The sequence below is a fragment of the Bradyrhizobium sp. Leaf396 genome (genome assembly GCF_001424605.1).
Lineage (GTDB): Bacteria > Pseudomonadota > Alphaproteobacteria > Rhizobiales > Xanthobacteraceae > Bradyrhizobium > Bradyrhizobium japonicum_C.
Map to the genome: position 1 here is coordinate 170033 of NZ_LMQJ01000008.1, position 16646 is coordinate 186678.

At 60.4% G+C, this 16646-nt stretch carries 15 protein-coding genes; 9 read left to right on the plus strand and 6 right to left on the minus strand.

Annotated elements, in window-relative coordinates; all coding sequences use genetic code 11:
- The first annotated feature begins 27 nt into the window (after window positions 1–27).
- The 7 genes from ASG57_RS10490 to ASG57_RS10520 all read left to right on the plus strand — a co-directional run bounded on the left by ASG57_RS10490 (window position 28) and on the right by ASG57_RS10520 (window position 7563).
- A complete protein-coding gene (locus ASG57_RS10490; RefSeq protein WP_024341601.1) occupies window positions 28–516 on the plus strand; it encodes a chemotaxis protein CheW in 489 nt (162 codons plus the stop codon).
- Between the two features lie 60 nt (window positions 517–576).
- Complete coding sequence (locus ASG57_RS10495) at window positions 577–2745, plus strand: HAMP domain-containing methyl-accepting chemotaxis protein (protein ID WP_057196203.1); 2169 nt, start codon at window positions 577–579, stop codon at window positions 2743–2745.
- A gap of 119 nt (window positions 2746–2864) precedes the next feature.
- On the plus strand, window positions 2865–3719 hold the full coding sequence (locus ASG57_RS10500; RefSeq protein WP_057196204.1) for a CheR family methyltransferase: 855 nt from the start codon (window positions 2865–2867) through the stop codon (window positions 3717–3719).
- Window positions 3720–3736: 17 nt separating this feature from the next.
- Window positions 3737–4828, plus strand: a complete 1092-nt coding sequence (locus tag ASG57_RS10505; RefSeq protein WP_057196205.1) for a protein-glutamate methylesterase/protein-glutamine glutaminase — start codon at window positions 3737–3739, stop codon at window positions 4826–4828.
- Between the two features lie 5 nt (window positions 4829–4833).
- Window positions 4834–6561 (plus strand): hypothetical protein, encoded by a 1728-nt coding sequence (locus tag ASG57_RS10510; RefSeq protein ID WP_057196206.1) that lies wholly within the window; start codon window positions 4834–4836, stop codon window positions 6559–6561.
- A 149-nt stretch (window positions 6562–6710) separates the two neighbouring features.
- Window positions 6711–7163, plus strand: coding sequence for a hypothetical protein (locus tag ASG57_RS10515; RefSeq protein ID WP_024341596.1), 453 nt, complete (start codon window positions 6711–6713; stop codon window positions 7161–7163).
- Window positions 7164–7287: 124 nt separating this feature from the next.
- A complete protein-coding gene (locus ASG57_RS10520) occupies window positions 7288–7563 on the plus strand; it encodes a hypothetical protein (protein ID WP_024341595.1) in 276 nt (91 codons plus the stop codon).
- Window positions 7564–7632: 69 nt separating this feature from the next.
- Here the strand turns inward: ASG57_RS10520 and ASG57_RS10525 are convergent, their stop codons facing one another.
- A complete protein-coding gene (locus ASG57_RS10525; protein ID WP_057196229.1) occupies window positions 7633–7998 on the minus strand; it encodes a VanZ family protein in 366 nt (121 codons plus the stop codon).
- 289 nt (window positions 7999–8287) lie between these two features.
- A complete protein-coding gene (locus ASG57_RS10530; RefSeq protein ID WP_024341593.1) occupies window positions 8288–8467 on the minus strand; it encodes a hypothetical protein in 180 nt (59 codons plus the stop codon).
- A gap of 368 nt (window positions 8468–8835) precedes the next feature.
- Between ASG57_RS10530 and ASG57_RS10535 the strand changes: the two genes are divergently transcribed.
- Both ASG57_RS10535 and ASG57_RS10540 read left to right on the plus strand, forming a co-directional pair.
- The gene (locus ASG57_RS10535) at window positions 8836–9096 is read left to right on the plus strand and encodes a hypothetical protein (RefSeq protein ID WP_057196207.1); all 261 of its coding nucleotides are present in this window, start codon (window positions 8836–8838) and stop codon (window positions 9094–9096) included.
- A gap of 62 nt (window positions 9097–9158) precedes the next feature.
- Window positions 9159–9587: a hypothetical protein gene (locus ASG57_RS10540; protein WP_024341591.1), complete on the plus strand. Its 429-nt coding sequence runs from the start codon at window positions 9159–9161 to the stop codon at window positions 9585–9587.
- Between the two features lie 513 nt (window positions 9588–10100).
- Here the strand turns inward: ASG57_RS10540 and ASG57_RS10550 are convergent.
- From ASG57_RS10550 to ASG57_RS10570, 4 genes are all read right to left on the minus strand, one after another.
- Window positions 10101–11321 carry a polysaccharide biosynthesis/export family protein gene (locus ASG57_RS10550; RefSeq protein WP_230646640.1) on the minus strand — a complete coding sequence of 407 codons (1221 nt, stop codon included), beginning with the start codon at window positions 11319–11321 and terminating at the stop codon, window positions 10101–10103.
- 1044 nt (window positions 11322–12365) lie between these two features.
- Entirely contained in the window at window positions 12366–13859 is a 1494-nt protein-coding gene (locus tag ASG57_RS10560) for a glycosyl transferase family protein (protein WP_057196210.1), read from the minus strand.
- 3 nt (window positions 13860–13862) lie between these two features.
- Window positions 13863–15125 (minus strand): non-hydrolyzing UDP-N-acetylglucosamine 2-epimerase, encoded by a 1263-nt coding sequence (wecB, locus tag ASG57_RS10565; protein ID WP_200948544.1) that lies wholly within the window; start codon window positions 15123–15125, stop codon window positions 13863–13865.
- A 181-nt stretch (window positions 15126–15306) separates the two neighbouring features.
- Window positions 15307–16332: an adenylate/guanylate cyclase domain-containing protein gene (locus tag ASG57_RS10570; RefSeq protein ID WP_155248659.1), complete on the minus strand. Its 1026-nt coding sequence runs from the start codon at window positions 16330–16332 to the stop codon at window positions 15307–15309.
- Window positions 16333–16646 lie beyond the last annotated feature (314 nt).

A 16646-nucleotide genomic window follows, 5' to 3' on the forward strand; every position in this document is an offset into this window, starting at 1 on the left:
CGAACCTCTTGATCGAATGGACGCATCATGGCCGCAACCTCGCAATACCTGACGCTCGGGCTCGCCGGCGAGACGTTCGGCATCAGCATTCGCAATGTCCGGGAGATCCTCGACATGCGGCCGATCTCGCGCCTGCCGCATGCGCCGAGCTTCCTGCTCGGCATGATCGACGTGCGCGGCAGCGGCTATCCGATCGTCGACCTCAGGACCAAGCTCGGCCTGCCGAACGTGGCCGCGACCGAGGCGACGCGTATCATCATCCTCGACGTGCCGATGAAGGACCGTCTGGTCGGCGTCGGCTTTGTCGCCGACTGCGTGTTCGAGGTTACCGACATCGATGAACAGGCGATCGAGCCGATCCCGGAAGTCGGCGGAAAATGGCAGTCCGACTATGCGGCTGGAATCGGCCGCAAGGGGGAGAAGTTCGTCGTGATCTTCGACCTCGCCAAGTTGATGGCCAACGACGAGGTTCCAGAAGTCCGCGACACCGTCCCGGATGCGTTCTGCGCCGCCTGAATCCGAAAGAGCGAAGCGTGATCACACGTAAGCACCCCAATTCGAACCAACGAGACTGACATGAGATTCACCGTCAAGGCCAAACTCGCGAGCGCGTTCGGCGCAGTCATCATTCTCTCGATGATTACGGGCGGGGTCGCCTATAAGTCTCTCTCCACTTTGACCGAGCAGCAGGAGCGCATCGTCGACCAGGCCTACCGCACGAAATTGGCCGCCGACGTCATGAGTGCAATCCAGGCGCAACAGCGCGCCGAAAGCCGCATGATCCAGGCGGTCTCGGACAAGGACACTCAAGACAATTACAATGCGATGCTGACCCGTCGCGAGAAGATGCTCAAGCTCAACGGCGAGCTCTACAGCAAAGCAAGCGAGGCCGGTCGCCGCTTGCTTGATCAGGCCGCCGGTCCGATCAAGCGCATGAACGAGTTGGAAGATCAGGCTGCCAAGTTTGCGCTGCTCAACTCCAATCACCGGGCTGCGCAGCTGTGGAAGTCCGAAGGACAGGTCGCGGTCAAGAATCTGGACGCGATGTTGGATGCAGCGCTCGCGGAGCTCGGCGGCAACGGCTCCGAGAGCCAGCGTGCTGCTGCGTTGCTGACAGCCCGCGCCGAGGTCGCGAGGCTCGCGCGCTCGATCGTCTTGACCTATTCGACCTCGACGGCGCAGGAAGCAGATGCGGATGTGAAGGAGACCATGCAGCGGCTGGCCGATCTCAAGGCATCCGTGGCTCAAGCGAGTCAACCGGGCGCGACCAATGCCATCAATGCGCAGCTGGATCGCCTGACGAACGTCGTGGAGAATGTTACGCGTCTTGCCCTGGAAGCCGGCAACCTGAAGGCGGCGGCCATCGCCAGCGGTGAAGGCCGTAAGGCCTTCAATGAGGCGCTGGATGCCATCGAGCAATATGTCCAGAGAAACGAGAAGCAGATGGCCGAGGTCGCGGAGGAGGGTGCCAGGGACGCGGCCTTCGCAAAGATGCTCTTGATCAGCATGATCTGCGCCGCACTGTTGATCGCAATCGCTGCGGCGACCTGGATCGCGCTCAATATCAGCCGTGGGTTGGCCCGTGCAGTCGGTCTTGCCAATGCGGTCGCGGTCGGCGATCTCGGCCAGAAGATCAGCGTTTCGAGCAACGACGAGGTCGGCGATCTGGTATCATCTCTCAACGCGATGACCGCCAATCTGAACGCCACTGCGGCGGTCGCGAACGAGATCGCGCAAGGCAACCTCACGGTCGAAGCCAAGCCGCTGTCGGAGAAGGACACGCTGGGCCTCGCGCTGGAACGCATGATCGAGAAGCTGCGCCAGATCGTGTCCGAAGCTCTCACCGCGGCGCAGAACGTCTCGGCCGGCAGCCAGGAACTGTCCGCCAGCGCCGAGCAGCTGTCGCAAGGCGCGACCGAGCAGGCCTCGTCCGCCGAGGAGGCATCCTCCTCGATGGAGGAGATGGCTGCGAACGTGAAGCAGAACGCCGACAATGCCAGCCAGACCGAGAAGATCGCGGCGCAGTCCGCCAAGGATGCGGAGGCTTCCGGTGCCGCGGTCGGCCGCGCCGTCAGCGCGATGCAGACCATCGCCGAGAAGATCACGATCGTCCAGGAGATCGCGCGCCAGACCGATCTGCTCGCGCTCAACGCGGCCGTGGAAGCCGCGCGCGCAGGCGAGCACGGCAAGGGCTTTGCGGTGGTCGCCTCGGAGGTGCGCAAGCTCGCCGAACGTAGCCAGGCGGCTGCGGCCGAGATCGGCACTCTCTCGACCGACACCGTCAAGGTGGCGCAGGAGGCCGGCGCCATGCTCTCCAAGCTGGTTCCGGACATCAAGAAGACGGCTGAGCTCGTCGAAGAGATTACAGCAGCCTGCCGCGAGCAGGACGTGGGCTCGGCCCAGATCAACCAGGCCATCCAGCAGCTCGACAAGGTCGGTCAGCAAAACGCCAGCGCATCCGAGCAGGTGTCCTCGACCTCCGAGGAACTTGCCTCGCAAGCGGAGCAACTGCAGTCGACCATCGCCTATTTCCGAATCGACCATGGCTCGATTAAGCAGGCATCGGAGCCGATCGACCGCGCGGTCAATCAGCTGCGGGCCAAGGCTGCCACCATGGCGGCTGTCGAGCGTCCCGCGAGGAAGCCGCAGGCCAAGCCGGCGCGCGCCGTCAAAGCTGCCGGCGGCGGTTTCGCCTTCGACCTGAATGAGGGCGAGGACGATCGAGACGCCGATTTCCAGCGCTAGGACCTCCGGAACGGGTCCGCCCTCGGTCGAGCCCGCTTTCTGTCAACGCATAGGATCAAGATGGCCCTTATGGCCCGACATTCAGTGCAGGCGGCCCTTCCGGACTTGGGCCATCGTTCATGATGCCCGCCATCCAAGATACCGCCGTGCATCTGTCCGACCGCCACTTCCGGACCATCGCCGAACTCATCGAGGGGCAGGTCGGCATCAAGCTGCCGCAGGGCAAGCGGCTGATGCTGGAGGGGCGGCTGCACAAGCGCGTGCGCGCATTGAACTTCTCCGACCTCAATGAATACGTCGAGAGCCTGTTCGAGGGCGATCATTTCGACACCGAGCTTACGCATCTCATCGATGTAGTAACGACCAACAAGACCGACTTCTTCCGCGAGCCCCAGCATTTCACCTTCTTGCGGGATGTCGCGGTCCCTGCCTTGCTCAAGTCGCATGGACGGAAGAACGCGAATCTGAAGGTCTGGAGCTCGGCGAGCTCTACCGGAATGGAAGCCTACACGGCCGCGATGGTGTTGGACGACATGACGCGGAACGGCTCGCGCTTTCAGTATCGCATCCTCGGGACGGACATCTCGACGGCGGTGCTGCGCCTCGCCAAGACCGCGATCTATACCCGTGACGTGCTCGCTCCGGTGCCGGAGCCTTTCGTGAAGCGCTATTTCCTGTCGTCGCGGAACAAGGCCAGCGGTGAGGTGCGGGTGGTGCCGGAATTGCGGCGCATGACGCATTTCATGAGGATGAACCTCATGGACAAGTCCTATCCCGTCGATCGCGACGTCGATATCATCTTCTGCCGCAACGTCCTGATCTATTTCGAGCGCGAGACTCAGCGCAAGGTCGTCGAGCAATTGTGCAGCCATTTGCGTCCGGGCGGTTATCTGCTGGTCGGGCATTCGGAATCGATGATTCACAGCGCGGTGCCGGGTCTGAAGCAGGTCCAGCCCACCATCTTCCAGGTTTGATCGGAGCGCCGCCCCAAATGCCGAAGGAGAAAGTTCGCGTACTGATCGTGGACGATTCGGCGTCGGTTCGCCAAATCCTGCTGACGATCCTGAGTGAGGATCCCGAGATCGAAGTGATGGCCACGGCATCCGATCCGTTCGTTGCCGCCAAGCGGCTCGAGAAGGAGCTGCCCGACGTCATCATTCTCGACCTCGAGATGCCGCGCATGGACGGCATGACCTTCCTGCGCAAGATCATGGCGCAGCGGCCGATTCCGGTGATCATCTGCTCCTCGCTCACGGAGGAGGGATCGAGCGTCATGTTCGAGGCGTTCGAAGCGGGTGCGGTCGACATCGTTCCGAAGCCGAAGATCGACACGCGGCAGGCACTGCTCGAATGCTCCACACGGCTGCGAGAGGCCGTGAAGTCGGCAGCCCGAGCCCGGGTGCGTCCGCGTGCCGCGCGCCGGGAGATCGAGAAGAAACTGACGGCCGATGCCATCATCCCTCCGCCGGTGCAGGGCAAGGTCCGTCCGACGACGGAACGCATCGTGTGCATCGGCGCCTCGACCGGCGGAACCGAAGCGCTCAATGACGTCCTTGAAATGCTGCCGGCCCACTGTCCGCCGATCGTGATCGTCCAGCACATGCCGGCAGGCTTCACCGCGGCCTTTGCCAGGCGTCTGGACAGTGTCTGCCAGATCAGGGTCAAGGAGGCCGAGGACGGCGAGCCGGTTCTGCCGGGCTGCGCCTATATCGCGCCCGGTGCCCGGCACATGCTGCTCCAGCGCATCGGCGTGCGCTATCAGATCGCGATCAAGGACGGCCCGCCGGTATCGCGGCATCGGCCGTCGGTCGACGTGCTGTTCCGCTCGGCGGCCCAGCATGCAGGCGCCAACGCGCTCGGCGTGATCATGACCGGCATGGGCGATGACGGGGCGCGGGGAATGCTGGAGATGCGCAAGCTCGGCGCCTCGACCCGGGCGCAGGATGAAGAGAGCTCCGTGGTGTTCGGCATGCCCAAGGAAGCCATCGCCCATGGCGGCGTCGAGAAGGTCGTCTCGCTGCACCAGATCCCGCGCGAAATCATGCTCTGGTATCAGGCCGGGCACCCCGCGGTGGCAGGTTGACCGCGATGTCCGTGATTCCGGCCAGCACGCTCACCGAGGCGATCGCCGCGATCGAGAACGTCTCCTCGCGCATCGAGGACGTGTTCGCGCGCGTCGGTCACGAGCTTGGACGCGGGCATCTCATCTTCAAGGAGCTGAACCAGGGCCTCGCGGCGCTTTCCTCCGAGCTCTCGGGTGCGGAGATCGAAGGAGCTGCGACCGCATTGCAGGAGATCGCCGCGCGGCTCAGCGAGCTCGCCCAGGCGCTGCCGGCCGAGACCGCCCTGCTGGAGACGATCGGCAAGAGCACGGCGGAGGCGTCCGCTTTGCTCAAGCCGCTGTTCAAGCACATCCAGATGATCACCATCATCGCCCGCAGCGCGCGAATCGAGGCCGCTGCGCTCGACGGCGACCGCGAGGGCTTTCTCGCCTTCACGCAGGAGGCCTACGATCTCGGCAAGGCCGTGCAGGGCGCGATCGAGGGCTGCGCGCGGGATCAGCAGCGCCTGTCTGAAGCGGTCGCCACCGCATGCGGCCGGCAGCGGGACTTCGAGAGCCGCTACCGGAATCAACTGGCGGCGGAGAGCGTCGAGCTCGGCTCCGCCTATTCCGGGTTGCGCGATCAGCGCAGCAACAGCGGCCATCTGGCCGATCTCGCCAGCTCCAGCACCAGGAAGATCGCCGAGGCGGTGGGCAGCGCGATCATCTCCCTGCAGGCCGGCGACAGCACACGCCAGCGTCTCGAGCATGTCTCGCACGGTCTTGGCCTCGCCTCCGGACGGGCTCCGAGCCTCGTTCCCGGACTGATGGCGGGCGAGGACGGCGCGCGCGCGATTTGTCAGTTGCAGGCGGCCCAGCTCAGGGATGCTCAACGCGAGTTCAGCGGCGACATCGGCCAGATCGTTCGCGCGCTGACCGCCATCCTGCACGATGCGGGCAGCGTGGTCGGCCATGGCCGCACGCTGATCGGCGGCGAGGACGGCCGTTCGTCGTCGTTCCTGGCGCGCATCAAGCAGACGCTGGCGCACGCCTCGAACCTGATCACGACCTGCGAGGGCGCCGGCCGCTCGGTCGACGAGGCGCTCGCGATCGTCGAGGATACGCTGATGAAGTTTCGTCAGGCGATCGCAGGGCTCGCCGAGGCGACCGTCGACATCACGCTGATCGGAATGAATGCGGGCCTGAAGGCAAGTCATCTCGGCAGCCGCGGCAGCGCCTTCGTGGTTATTGCGAACGAGCTCAAGGCCACCGCCGACCAGGTCTCGGCGGGGGCGGGGCGCCTGAGGCCCGTGCTCGACGCCATCGAGCGATCGGCCGGGGAATTGAAGATCCTCCGCGTGCAGGGCGATCCCACGCAGCTCGCCAAGCTCGAACCGCAGATCCTCCAGGCGCTGCGCGAGGTCGAGGCCGGCAACGAGCGGCTCGGCAAGCTGATGGGCCGGCTCGTCAATGAAGGGGCGGAATTCGAGGGACTCATCACGTCGGCGCAAAATCTGATGACGACGCTCGGCGAAGGCTCCGCGGCGTTGCCGGCGGCCGCGGCGCGGCTCGAGACCGCGAGCGCGGGCGCGCAGAAGCCGCAGCCGCAAGCGCAAGACGAAGCGATGCTCGACGAGCTGTTTGCGCGCTACACGATGGAGCGCGAGCGGGACGTCCACCGGCAGTTTCTGCAAACGCTCGGGCTGACGTCGGTCGCCACCACGCGCCGTGTCGAAGTCGCGGAAACTGCTGACGACGGCATAGAACTGTTCTGAAGTCCCTGCGCGCCGTCTCGTGCGCCGCAGAAATTTTGATCGATTGGTTTTGCAGGGCGTTAACCGTGGCGGAATGCTCGCCGTCTCGGTCATTGTTGCGCCTCACACTTCGTTGCAGATACGCATGAATTCCATGGGTGGATGTTTCCATGCTGAAAGAGGGCAAATACGCGGCGTGGTTCAGGACCGCGCAAGCGCAGGGCACCGGTATCGTGAACCTGGCCGAGGGCCGCATCTCCGGCAGTGACAGCTTCTTCACCTATGACGGCTCCTATCAATTCGATGATGACCGGCGCTTCACGGCTGTTCTGACCACGCGGCGGCATGCCGAGGGACCGCCGACGGTGTTCGGGCTCGACGAGGTCGAGGTCGAGCTCTCCGGCGTGTATACCGGCGCGATGGCGACCTGTTCGGGCACGGCCCGCCAAGCGCCCGGCGTGAATTTCGAGGCGACGCTGATCTACAGCCAGGAAGACGCTCCGGCCGCTATCGACGCCCGAAGCGCGGTGGTGAAGCTCAAGGCCGACAAGCTGCCCAAGAGGCTCGACGGCCGTTCGCGCGGGCGGCATGCGTTTGTGGCTCCAAAGACGCCGGTATCATGAACGGCGGCATCTTAGGTTCGTGTTGACGCTGTTGTCGCGAAAACGGAGCGCAACTGCACTGCGGCAACTGGGTCTTTAGAGGTGAAAGTTAGCTTGAGGCCACAACAGTGGGCGGATAGGAAATATGCCTCAGATCTGGATGACATATCAGGAACTCGGAGCACTTTGCGGCTTTAGTGCTGACGAGGCCAGGATCGAAGCGCAGCACCTGCTGCTCGATCGTCGCCGGAGCCGTGATGGGAATACCCGAGTCAAGTTGAACGCAGTGTTGATCGCCCGGTTCTTGGAGACAATTCGCGAATCGGACTCCGAACTTGACGTTGCAATCGCGGCACTGCGCGAGACACATCAACAAATGTCGACCGGGCTTCGGACGCGGAGAATTGCCGTCTGGCGCTAGGCTGCTAGCTTGTGGTTTGCAGCCCCTCTACTTGCGAAATGCAATGCCCCGTTCCGGTCTGCCGTTGGGTCAGGCCGGCGGCCTGGGCAGGAACGACAGGATTGTCTGAGCGACCAGGACACCCATGATTCCGCCGGCCGTCTTCTGCAGCACGTCCGTGAACGCATGAACGCCATCAGGGATCAGTAACTGTGCAAGCTCAAGCCCGATAGCAACAGATATCACGAGGCTGCAAGCTACGGCCGTTCGTCCGGGAAGCAGGAAGGAAAACAGGACACCTAGCAGGCCATAAACGCTAATGCGCTCTATGACAATGACCCAATAAGCTTCGGCGTGACCCACCAGTACTGGTCTTCCTGCAAGGCGAGCAAGAACTGCGTAGGCGATGAGTGCGGAGCAGACGCCCGCTGCGGCGAGGAGGTGGTTGCGGCGCATGGCGCCAACATAGTCGGTCAACCGCCTCGCCGCCGCGAAAGGCGAAAATATCCTTAAAGACCTGACACCGGCGCGCTCGTACACGCGTCGATGGACGTTGTCCGCAGAGTCGGGTTCAGTTGTACTGATGCGTCTCGTTGATGGGCTTCGGCCATAGGCTTGGCGATGAATCCTTGGCCAGCAGCATACGCCGATCTGATGCAATCCGAGCGACAAGGGCTGTGGTAGGACGAAGCGACGAGCTTGGAAGGCAGACGTAGAGATCAGCCGGGCATGCTCGATATGTTGGCTAGCCCTTCTTTGTGCCAGCTTCTCTCGACTTGAGCGAAAGACCGAGTCGCAGCGCCATGCGCTTGATCGCGTCCGGCGACCGCCCAAGCTGCTTTGCAGCATTCTCCAGTGTGGTTGAAGACTTGGCCAGTTCCATGAGCCGGCGGTCCTCTTTGAATGACCAGGGCTTGCGCGCCATCTCTGCAATGATCCTATTATACGACGTACCAAGACAAAGCCGCCAAACAGACCCGTGTTCGCTCGACGGCTTTGCTTGGGTGGGGTCGGGCCTGGGGAAGCCCGATGCTGAGATGGATAAAAGTTTCCGAGAACATCGCAACAAACAACGGATATTAAGCTAACTCCTCAACGTTACTGAGCGAAGCTCGTAGGGCATAAACGCGCACGGCGAATTTCCGGCAGCTTTACGCTCAGCTTGCTTCGGTCCGGCGCTTTAACGTTGCTGCGACATTGGAGTTGCGGAGATTGACGGCGGCCGGTAGTTGCGGATGCTATCCCTGAAATCGGCCCCATTGGCTAAGCTGGGGCGGACCCATAGGATTCAGCATGATTGCTCCAAGCAACGCGGCTCCTCGAAGGTATTTTGTCGATGCGGCAGGCCAGCGAGTTTTGATTGGCTTGACGATCGAGGAGACACGAGAATTCGAAGGCCTGGATCGGGCTCATGCCGACCTCAGCGCATGCTTCGTGGAAGAAGCTGCCATTGCTTCCTTCGGTCTGGTTGGACAGAGATGGTCGGCGCTCTACGATAAGCATGAGAGCGCCTGGCAGAACTGGATAGCCAACGGGCCTGTTTGCGCCCGTTAAATCTTCGTTAACCACAGAAGAGCGATGTTCTCCGGACGCTGACCTCTAAAGAAATGACGACCATGTTCCAGTTGTTCCTGAGAGCCCGCGGCCAGAATTTCCTTCGGCGTGTTGGAGTGTCCGAATTTCGTGTCCGCTCGGCCGACCGGGATGTCGAAACAGATCAACACCGTGTGGGAGCTATCATGGCTGCCATCGAGGATGCCCTTCAAGCCGCTGAACGCGAGCGAGCAGGGCTAGGCCGCAGAGTCGATGACGTTCTCGCACGGGCCGCCGTCACGCTTGGGAATGGGGACGACGAGTATTTGCATCGCGAACCGCTGGATAGCCATCATCAGGATCTGTTCGACGCGGAAATCGTCAACGGCCAGAAGCGGCTAAGGGAGTTGGGGGCGGCGATTGCTCACTTCAGGTTCATAAAGGCCGCGATGCAGAGCCGCTTCCCGGACTATCGGTCTCGGCCGTGCGGCGGTGACATCAATAGTCAGTAAGCCTAGGCGAGCCGGCGGTCGAGCGCCCAGAGGCTTGCCCGATCATCACGATTGCCGAAGCTGACTCGGAATCTGTACGACAACTCCGCCCTGGGTGCCGAGCCTCGCGAGCGCGCCACCGACGTAGCTTATCTGCACTACGACGGCGAAGGTGAGGACTGAAGTCCACATCTGCCAAAGTGGCTCCGGGGAGATGGCGCAGATTGCGAACGCGCCAGCTAGAATGGCCGGCAAGAGAACAAATACTCGATATCGCAGACCGAGGGCGAGCCCGGTGACTACACTACCCACAATCAACAGCATGACTCAGGGACTCCAGAAACAGCCCCATCAGTCTAGGTTGCACGCGATAACATTGGCTGAAGCCGATACTTCAATTTCTCCATAACGCGTCTTCGGGACGGCGATCCATTGTTAAACATGCCTAGACAACCAGCATTTCCATCCACTGTATCGTTTGAGCCGCGGCGCACGTCCTCGGAGAGCCGCCGCGGTACTCAATTTGTGCACGCGTTACCTCGAGGTCACGATGGCGTTTATATTGGCCGCGTTGGTCGTCGCTGCATCCAACGGATTCATGAGCTTGATGAACTCAGTCGACGGGGACTCGGCAACAGAGATGACGTCATGGTCCCGCATTCTAAATGAATCTGCTTGGAACCAGCCGTCCGGCTTGCTCATATCGAACTTGTAGACTGCGGGGACCTGTACGGTCGGAAATCCAGCCACATCGAGGCCAACGCTCTCCAACAGCCGCTTAGGCTCAAACCGGTAAAGAAAGACCGATCTTGAATTGGCGCGACTACCGTCTAGACCGCCAGCCTTGGCCAAGGCCTCCGCGAGCGACATCTCGGCATTCTCAAACGTGAAACGACGGTTGTTGGTGCCACCGATCGAACCTGGAGTCGGGGTGGAACCAAACGCCATAAACACTCGCGGTACCCTTGTCAGGAAGACGACGTCGCCCGGAGACAGCAATACATCTTCCGAAGGCCGCTGGACAACGCTCGAGACGTATTGCGTGTATGTCCGGTTCCTGCGCTTTAGAGTTACAGTGACCTCATAGTCCGGGAACTTGGGGCCGCCAGCCCTTGCGATGGCTGCAAGCAGATGTAGCCCTCCCGGATCGATTGGGAAGCGAGAAGGTGAGTTGACCTCTCCCAAGACGCTGACTTGATTGCCGCGTTGCTCGGCAACGGCGACCACGACTTGCGGATCGATCGCGCGCTCCTTGAGCCGCTCGCGGATGATGTTGCCCACGGCGCGGGGGGTCTGACCTGCAACCTTGATTGAGCCAGCATAGGGAATGTTGATGCTGCCAGATTGATCGACCTGTTGCCGCGGTATGTCGACAAAATTGCCAGCCCTGACGCCGGCTTCGCCCGGAATGAAAAGGCCGCCCGCTTGTGCCTCAAACACGGTGACAGTCAGAATATCGCCAACGCTGACAGGTGCTTCACGATAGTGTCCTCCCGGTATTGAAGCGAAGGACATGCCGGTCGCGTTGGTGATCGCGTTTGAGGCATTGAGAATGGCTGGGTTGATCGGCATCAAAATGTAGGGAAGTGGCGCGGATGGTTCCGTCACGATCGCAGCATTCTCGTGAACGGCAGCAGAGTTAGGGGCGTCCATCGGAATGAAGCCCGCACAGCCGGTTGTCATCACAGGGACCAAGATCAGCGCCGCGAAATGAATGCTGATCGGGATCGATGATTTTCTTGTCTCGGTGACCACTATGACCTCACGCGTCGCTTACTGCGCTCGACCGTAGCAATCATCCTCGCGCGAAGTCACTCTCATCGAGTTTTATCGAAATAAACTTGGAGCTTTGTGGCCTTCGTGCAACGCAAACCGCCTCGCATGTGATGCCGGATTGAGCAACGCGTTTGCTTTCTTGCCACAATCAGCTCGTGCGCCGCACTACCGACATCTTTGAGACACGGTCGTGGCCGCGCACTGCAAAGCGCTGCTGTCATTATGTTGGGACATTCGTACCACACAGCGAAGCACGGTGCAGCGATGGAACTCTCGCGTCAGCGCAAGTTAGGTGAGGCAGCATAGATAGGTGCACTGGCTAGGGCTGTTGGTTGCAGTCCATATAGGTGCAACTTGAGAGCGCAGGCCAAGTCATTGGCCCTTTCCTCGGAGAGGTGACGTGCCTGGAGAGCAGTTCCTTCACGCTGGTGAACGAAGTTGTGAAAAATTGAACATACCCGCGGAACGCGCCAGCGGGTTCGGCATTTATTGATCTTAGTATTCTCCGGACGAGTCGGAATGGACATGCGGCGTTAGGCAATGGTTATCCCTTCCGGCGGAAGCGTTTGACCCCGGCGCGAAATCCTTGAGGTCGTTAAAACTCGATTGTTTGGTTTGAGCCGCACGAAAGAGCTCAGATGTCAAAAGCCCCAATGTAGCCCGCCAGAGGCTGACGACGGGGGTGTTAATGTCTACTTCGAGCTATAGATTTTCGACCGAGTTCGCCGCCCCCCCCGCACGGGATGCCGTCGATGGGCTTGCGGCGATTGCCTCGGCGGTTGATCAGGGGCTGGTCGCTCCGACCACTAGTCCCCGTTGCCCGCAGTTCGCTGACATGTGCGCAATCGCGCTAGGTTGGGCCGTGCTCGTCGCAGTAGTGCTTCACCCTGAGCTGCAGCTCGCAGCGATCGGGCTCTGCGTCGGCATGATTGCCTTGCGCTCTATTTGGCGGCTTGTCCTCGGACCTCGCGAGCGGAGCTACCCGCGCGCACTTCCGGCCGGCGGTCCTCTTGTCCGATATAGCTAGGATACACTCGCGCCGGACACTTGAGCACTCTCACTAGGAAGCTCCAACTCGCCAATCTGAACGGGATAAGAGTGCGACGTCTTATCCCACACGAGTGGCTTCCCGGAAATGCGGTGGCCCACATAGATACGAACGGCTCGCCAAGTAGCGAAAAAATTCACGAAGTTTCCGACAATGAGCCGCGGCGCCGACATGAATGCGTGGCGCATGTTGTAGATCATGCCTGTAAAGATCATTCGATTTAGCAGGCGCCAGACGAGAAATCCGAAAGTCCACCAGAACAGTGTTCTTGTCCAATCAGAAGACAACAGGGTGTAAGACAGTGTCATGGTGGGATCGAGATAGGAGCGGAACACCTCAAACAAAACGAGATTTGCCATTGAAAAATAAGCGAGCATGATGGCTGGACTGGTAATGACGCCTTTTCGGTCGCGGGCGAGAAAGTACTTCGTACCGAGCTTCCCCTTCCATCCGATCTCTTCAGTTCCCTGAAAGACAATTCCAAGCAGCCATCGTGCACGCTGCCGATAGGCGGCCTCCAGTCCGGAAGGAAAGAACTCGCGTGTCGCGATCGGAAGAGTCCGGTGGAGGACACCCGGATTGCCTGTGTCGATGTCAATGTCGATGGCGTACTTCGCGGGATAGGCAATGAAGGCGGACTTGAAGCCAAGCTCGGACACGCGAAAGGCGATGTCGTAGTCTTCGGTGAAGGATGCAACGCGGAACGCTTCGCCATGGTTCTGGTCAACGAGATGAAGCATCGCTTCACGGCTGAAGCAGGCGGAGACCCCAGCGCAAGGAATGACGCCGGAGATGCGTTGGCGGACCTCGAGATCCTTTGTGTGCATCTCCGCGAACTCATCCATGTAGATTCCGCCGATCAGAGACAGAATGGGACGCGAGAATGAATAGACCGGCAGCTGAACGAAGTCGTAGAGTTCGACGAGTTGGTTGAAGAGCTTCAGTTCGAGCGGATGAATAAGATCCTCGGAATCGTGCATGACGACGCCCGCAAAGCGAATCGATTGCTCCGCTTCGAACGTGAAAATGTCCGAGACGATCTGGTTCAGGCAGTCAGCCTTACTGGTCGGTCCGTCACGAGGCACCAAGACCATATGTATGTTCGGATACAAGCCTTGCGCTTTTCGTATTTCGTCCTGGGTCTGGGGATCGTTGAGATAGACGCCGACGAAATAGTGGGCCTGCCGATAGCGAAGGAGCCGAGAGTTTGAAGACAACATCGAGAAGATCACGTCGTGCTCCTTCCAGCACGGAATCATGATCGCAATTGGCCGCTCCGGCAGCTGCTCCAGAATTTCGACGTCCGGCAGGTCTCTGGTTCTTGCCGTGCCGAACAATCTGCCGGTCCAGTACAGGATATCGACCACGAGATCGTCGAAGCTGGATACGGCAATGATGACGCCTGCAACAAGCATCATAATCTCAACCGAGTAAAGATAGCCGGGAAGGTAGGCGGTCAGATTGGCCATTGGTCAGGATGCATGCTGAAGTGGAGCGATCATTGCTGGGTTCGAGTCTCGGTCGGTCACAAAATGGCGGTAGAGGACATCCACGATTCGGCGGCTGGCGTGCCCGTCGCCGTAAGGAAAAACAGGGCGCGCCATCCTCGCGTATTCTGCCGGCGTTTTGTGAAGCTCGTAAAGCGACTTGAAGACGGCCTCACGGGAGGTTCCCACAAGCTTCACAACGCCGGACGCGACTGCCTCCGGGCGCTCGGTTACATCCCGGAGGACAAGGACCGGTTTGGCCAGCGCCGGAGCCTCTTCCTGCAATCCCCCGCTGTCCGTCACCACGCACCAGGCATTCTGAATCGCTGCGACCATGGCGCGATAGTTCAGGGGCTCCACGAGATGAATTCTCGGATGCCCGGTGAGGACCTCGGCCGCCTCGCGAGCGTTCGGATTGGGGTGGACGGGGAAGTAGACGCCAACGTCCGGCGTGAGATCGACAAAAGCTCTCACCGCGGTGAGAGCGTCACGCAACCTCGCGCCGAAATTCTCCCTGCGGTGTGCAGTCAACAGAATAGTGCGCCGCGCCTGAAATTCCGGCGGAGGGGGGAGCTTTGTGGCGGCAATTTCCAGCAACGAGTCAATGACCGTATTGCCAGACACAAAGACTTTGTCCTTCGGCACGTTTTCGCGGATCAGGTTTTGAGCCGCGGCTGTCGTCGGGGCAAAATGGAGAGCGGTTGAAACGGCGATGGCCCGACGATGAAATTCTTCGGGGAAGGGTGCATCGAGTTCTGGCGTTCGCAGGCCGGCTTCGATGTGAACGAATGGGATCTTCCGGTAAAATGCGGCAACCGAGGCCGCGTATGCCGTGGTCGTGTCGCCCTGCGCGATGACGCAATCCGGCCGTTCATTTTCGAGAATGCGGTCCAGCCTGCCGAGAAGACGGCTTGCGGTCTGCGCGGGGCCATGAGGCGCCCCGCGATGCCGGATGGCGATGTCCGCTGCAAGGCCGAGTTCGACCAGTGTCTGATCAAGAAGATCGCTCTGTTGACCACTCGTCACGATCTTGACGCTCGCCCAGCCGGTACCACGGAGGCGCCGGACGAGCGGAGCGAGCTTGATGACTTCCGGACGGGTCCCGATGACGATGAGAAAAGCTCGAATAGGAATAGAACGCGAGAACTCGTCGCGATGAGGGTGATGCATGTCCGAAGCCCTAAATCGACGCGCCAGTGCGGTCGGCGTGCCGCGCAAAGGCCAAACTAACTTGTCGGTAATCAGCAATGCAGCCTAGACGGAGCCCTGCTGCCAGACAAATGATGTTCCCGCTATCCTGTACAAAATCCAAAGCATTGACAATACAGGGTAAATGTTGGTCGCGAGAGACCGGTTTTCGCTCGAGCGAAGCCGAGCCCGCCTAAGGATGCGGCGGAGGGAATGGCGCGCTTGCCATAGAGCGCCGAGCTCAGCGCGAAGAGGTTTCGGGATCGCGCCATACACTGGCCTCATAGCCGTCTATAATCTGGCTCGTATGCGTGAATTCTTCGAGCTGGCGCAGCGGTTCGATGACTTTTCTCGCAATGAGGACGGTGTTGGGCTCGGCGTGCTTTTGCATATGGCCAGCAACATCGATAACCCGATCGGAAATGGTCTCCAGGGGGGTCGCATCGTCAAAATAGACGAGGCCAGCATTGACGCCGCAGCGCACCGAGAAGTCGGCCTTTGAAATCTTAACGTCGCGGTTGAACGTCTTGAGGCTCTTGATCACATCTTTGCCAGCCTGGCAGGCATCTTCGACATGAGCGAAGCAGGCCATGACACCGTCGGGTGTCCAGGCCGTCTTCAAGACGCCGCGCGCCCGAAAGATGCGCTCTACAAGTTTTCGGTACTCGGCAAAGTCATACTGCACTGAGGCTGGATCCTCGCCGTTCTTCATCTGAGCCGATCCAACGACGTCAACCGCCAGAAATGCAACTTCTCGTCCGAACGAATCGAGCTTTTTCTTGGTTTCAGCGAACACACGCAGGAGGTCCTGTCGATTCACCGCGTTGCCGCTCTCAGCCACCCTCAGTGTACTTTCCAGCTCCTTGTCGAGGGCCGAGCCGGGTTTGACTCCCTCGTTCTTGCGCCACTCCTGCGCGGAGGCTCTGAGCACGCGACGGTTGAGAGATTGCTGGCAGCTCTGGGCTAGCGATCCAACCAGGAAAGTGGTGAGTACTGCGAGGGCAATCAGAATCCAATCAGAACGATCAGCCCCGGCTATATTCGTGGGTATGTAGCGATGAAGGAGCGGTGCCGACTTGTGGAGAATAACATCACGCGTCTCCAGCAGCGCAGAAGAGAAGCTGGCGCCCTTCGGGTTATCGAAAAAGAGAAAAAGCTTCGGGGCAAGCAGGGCAAGCACAAGAGCAAATGTCGCGATCCCGAGTAATCGCCTCGCAGTGAAGAGAAAGCTGACGAGGAACGATTTCGGGGCTTCCCGATAGACCACCTGAATTATCTCCCGACTCGAGCGCAAACGGGTTCCGGCGGACTATAATCCGCTCGCAATGGAAGGGGCAATTGCCAATGGCAATCGAGCTTGGGATTACCCATCCCGATCGGACGGTCAAAGCCGCCGAGGGTTGACTGAAGCCAATCGAGGTTGATGGGTTGCACGTTGGCTGTTGAGAACCAGGGCAGACAGGCGAGCCTCTCACCCGGAGCACTGAGTTATCTGACAGAGTAAGGGCATTGTCCCTGCTCTGACGGTCTGGCAGCTGCGTCCCGAGCCGGCCGGCCACGCGCTAGCCAGTACGGGGCTGA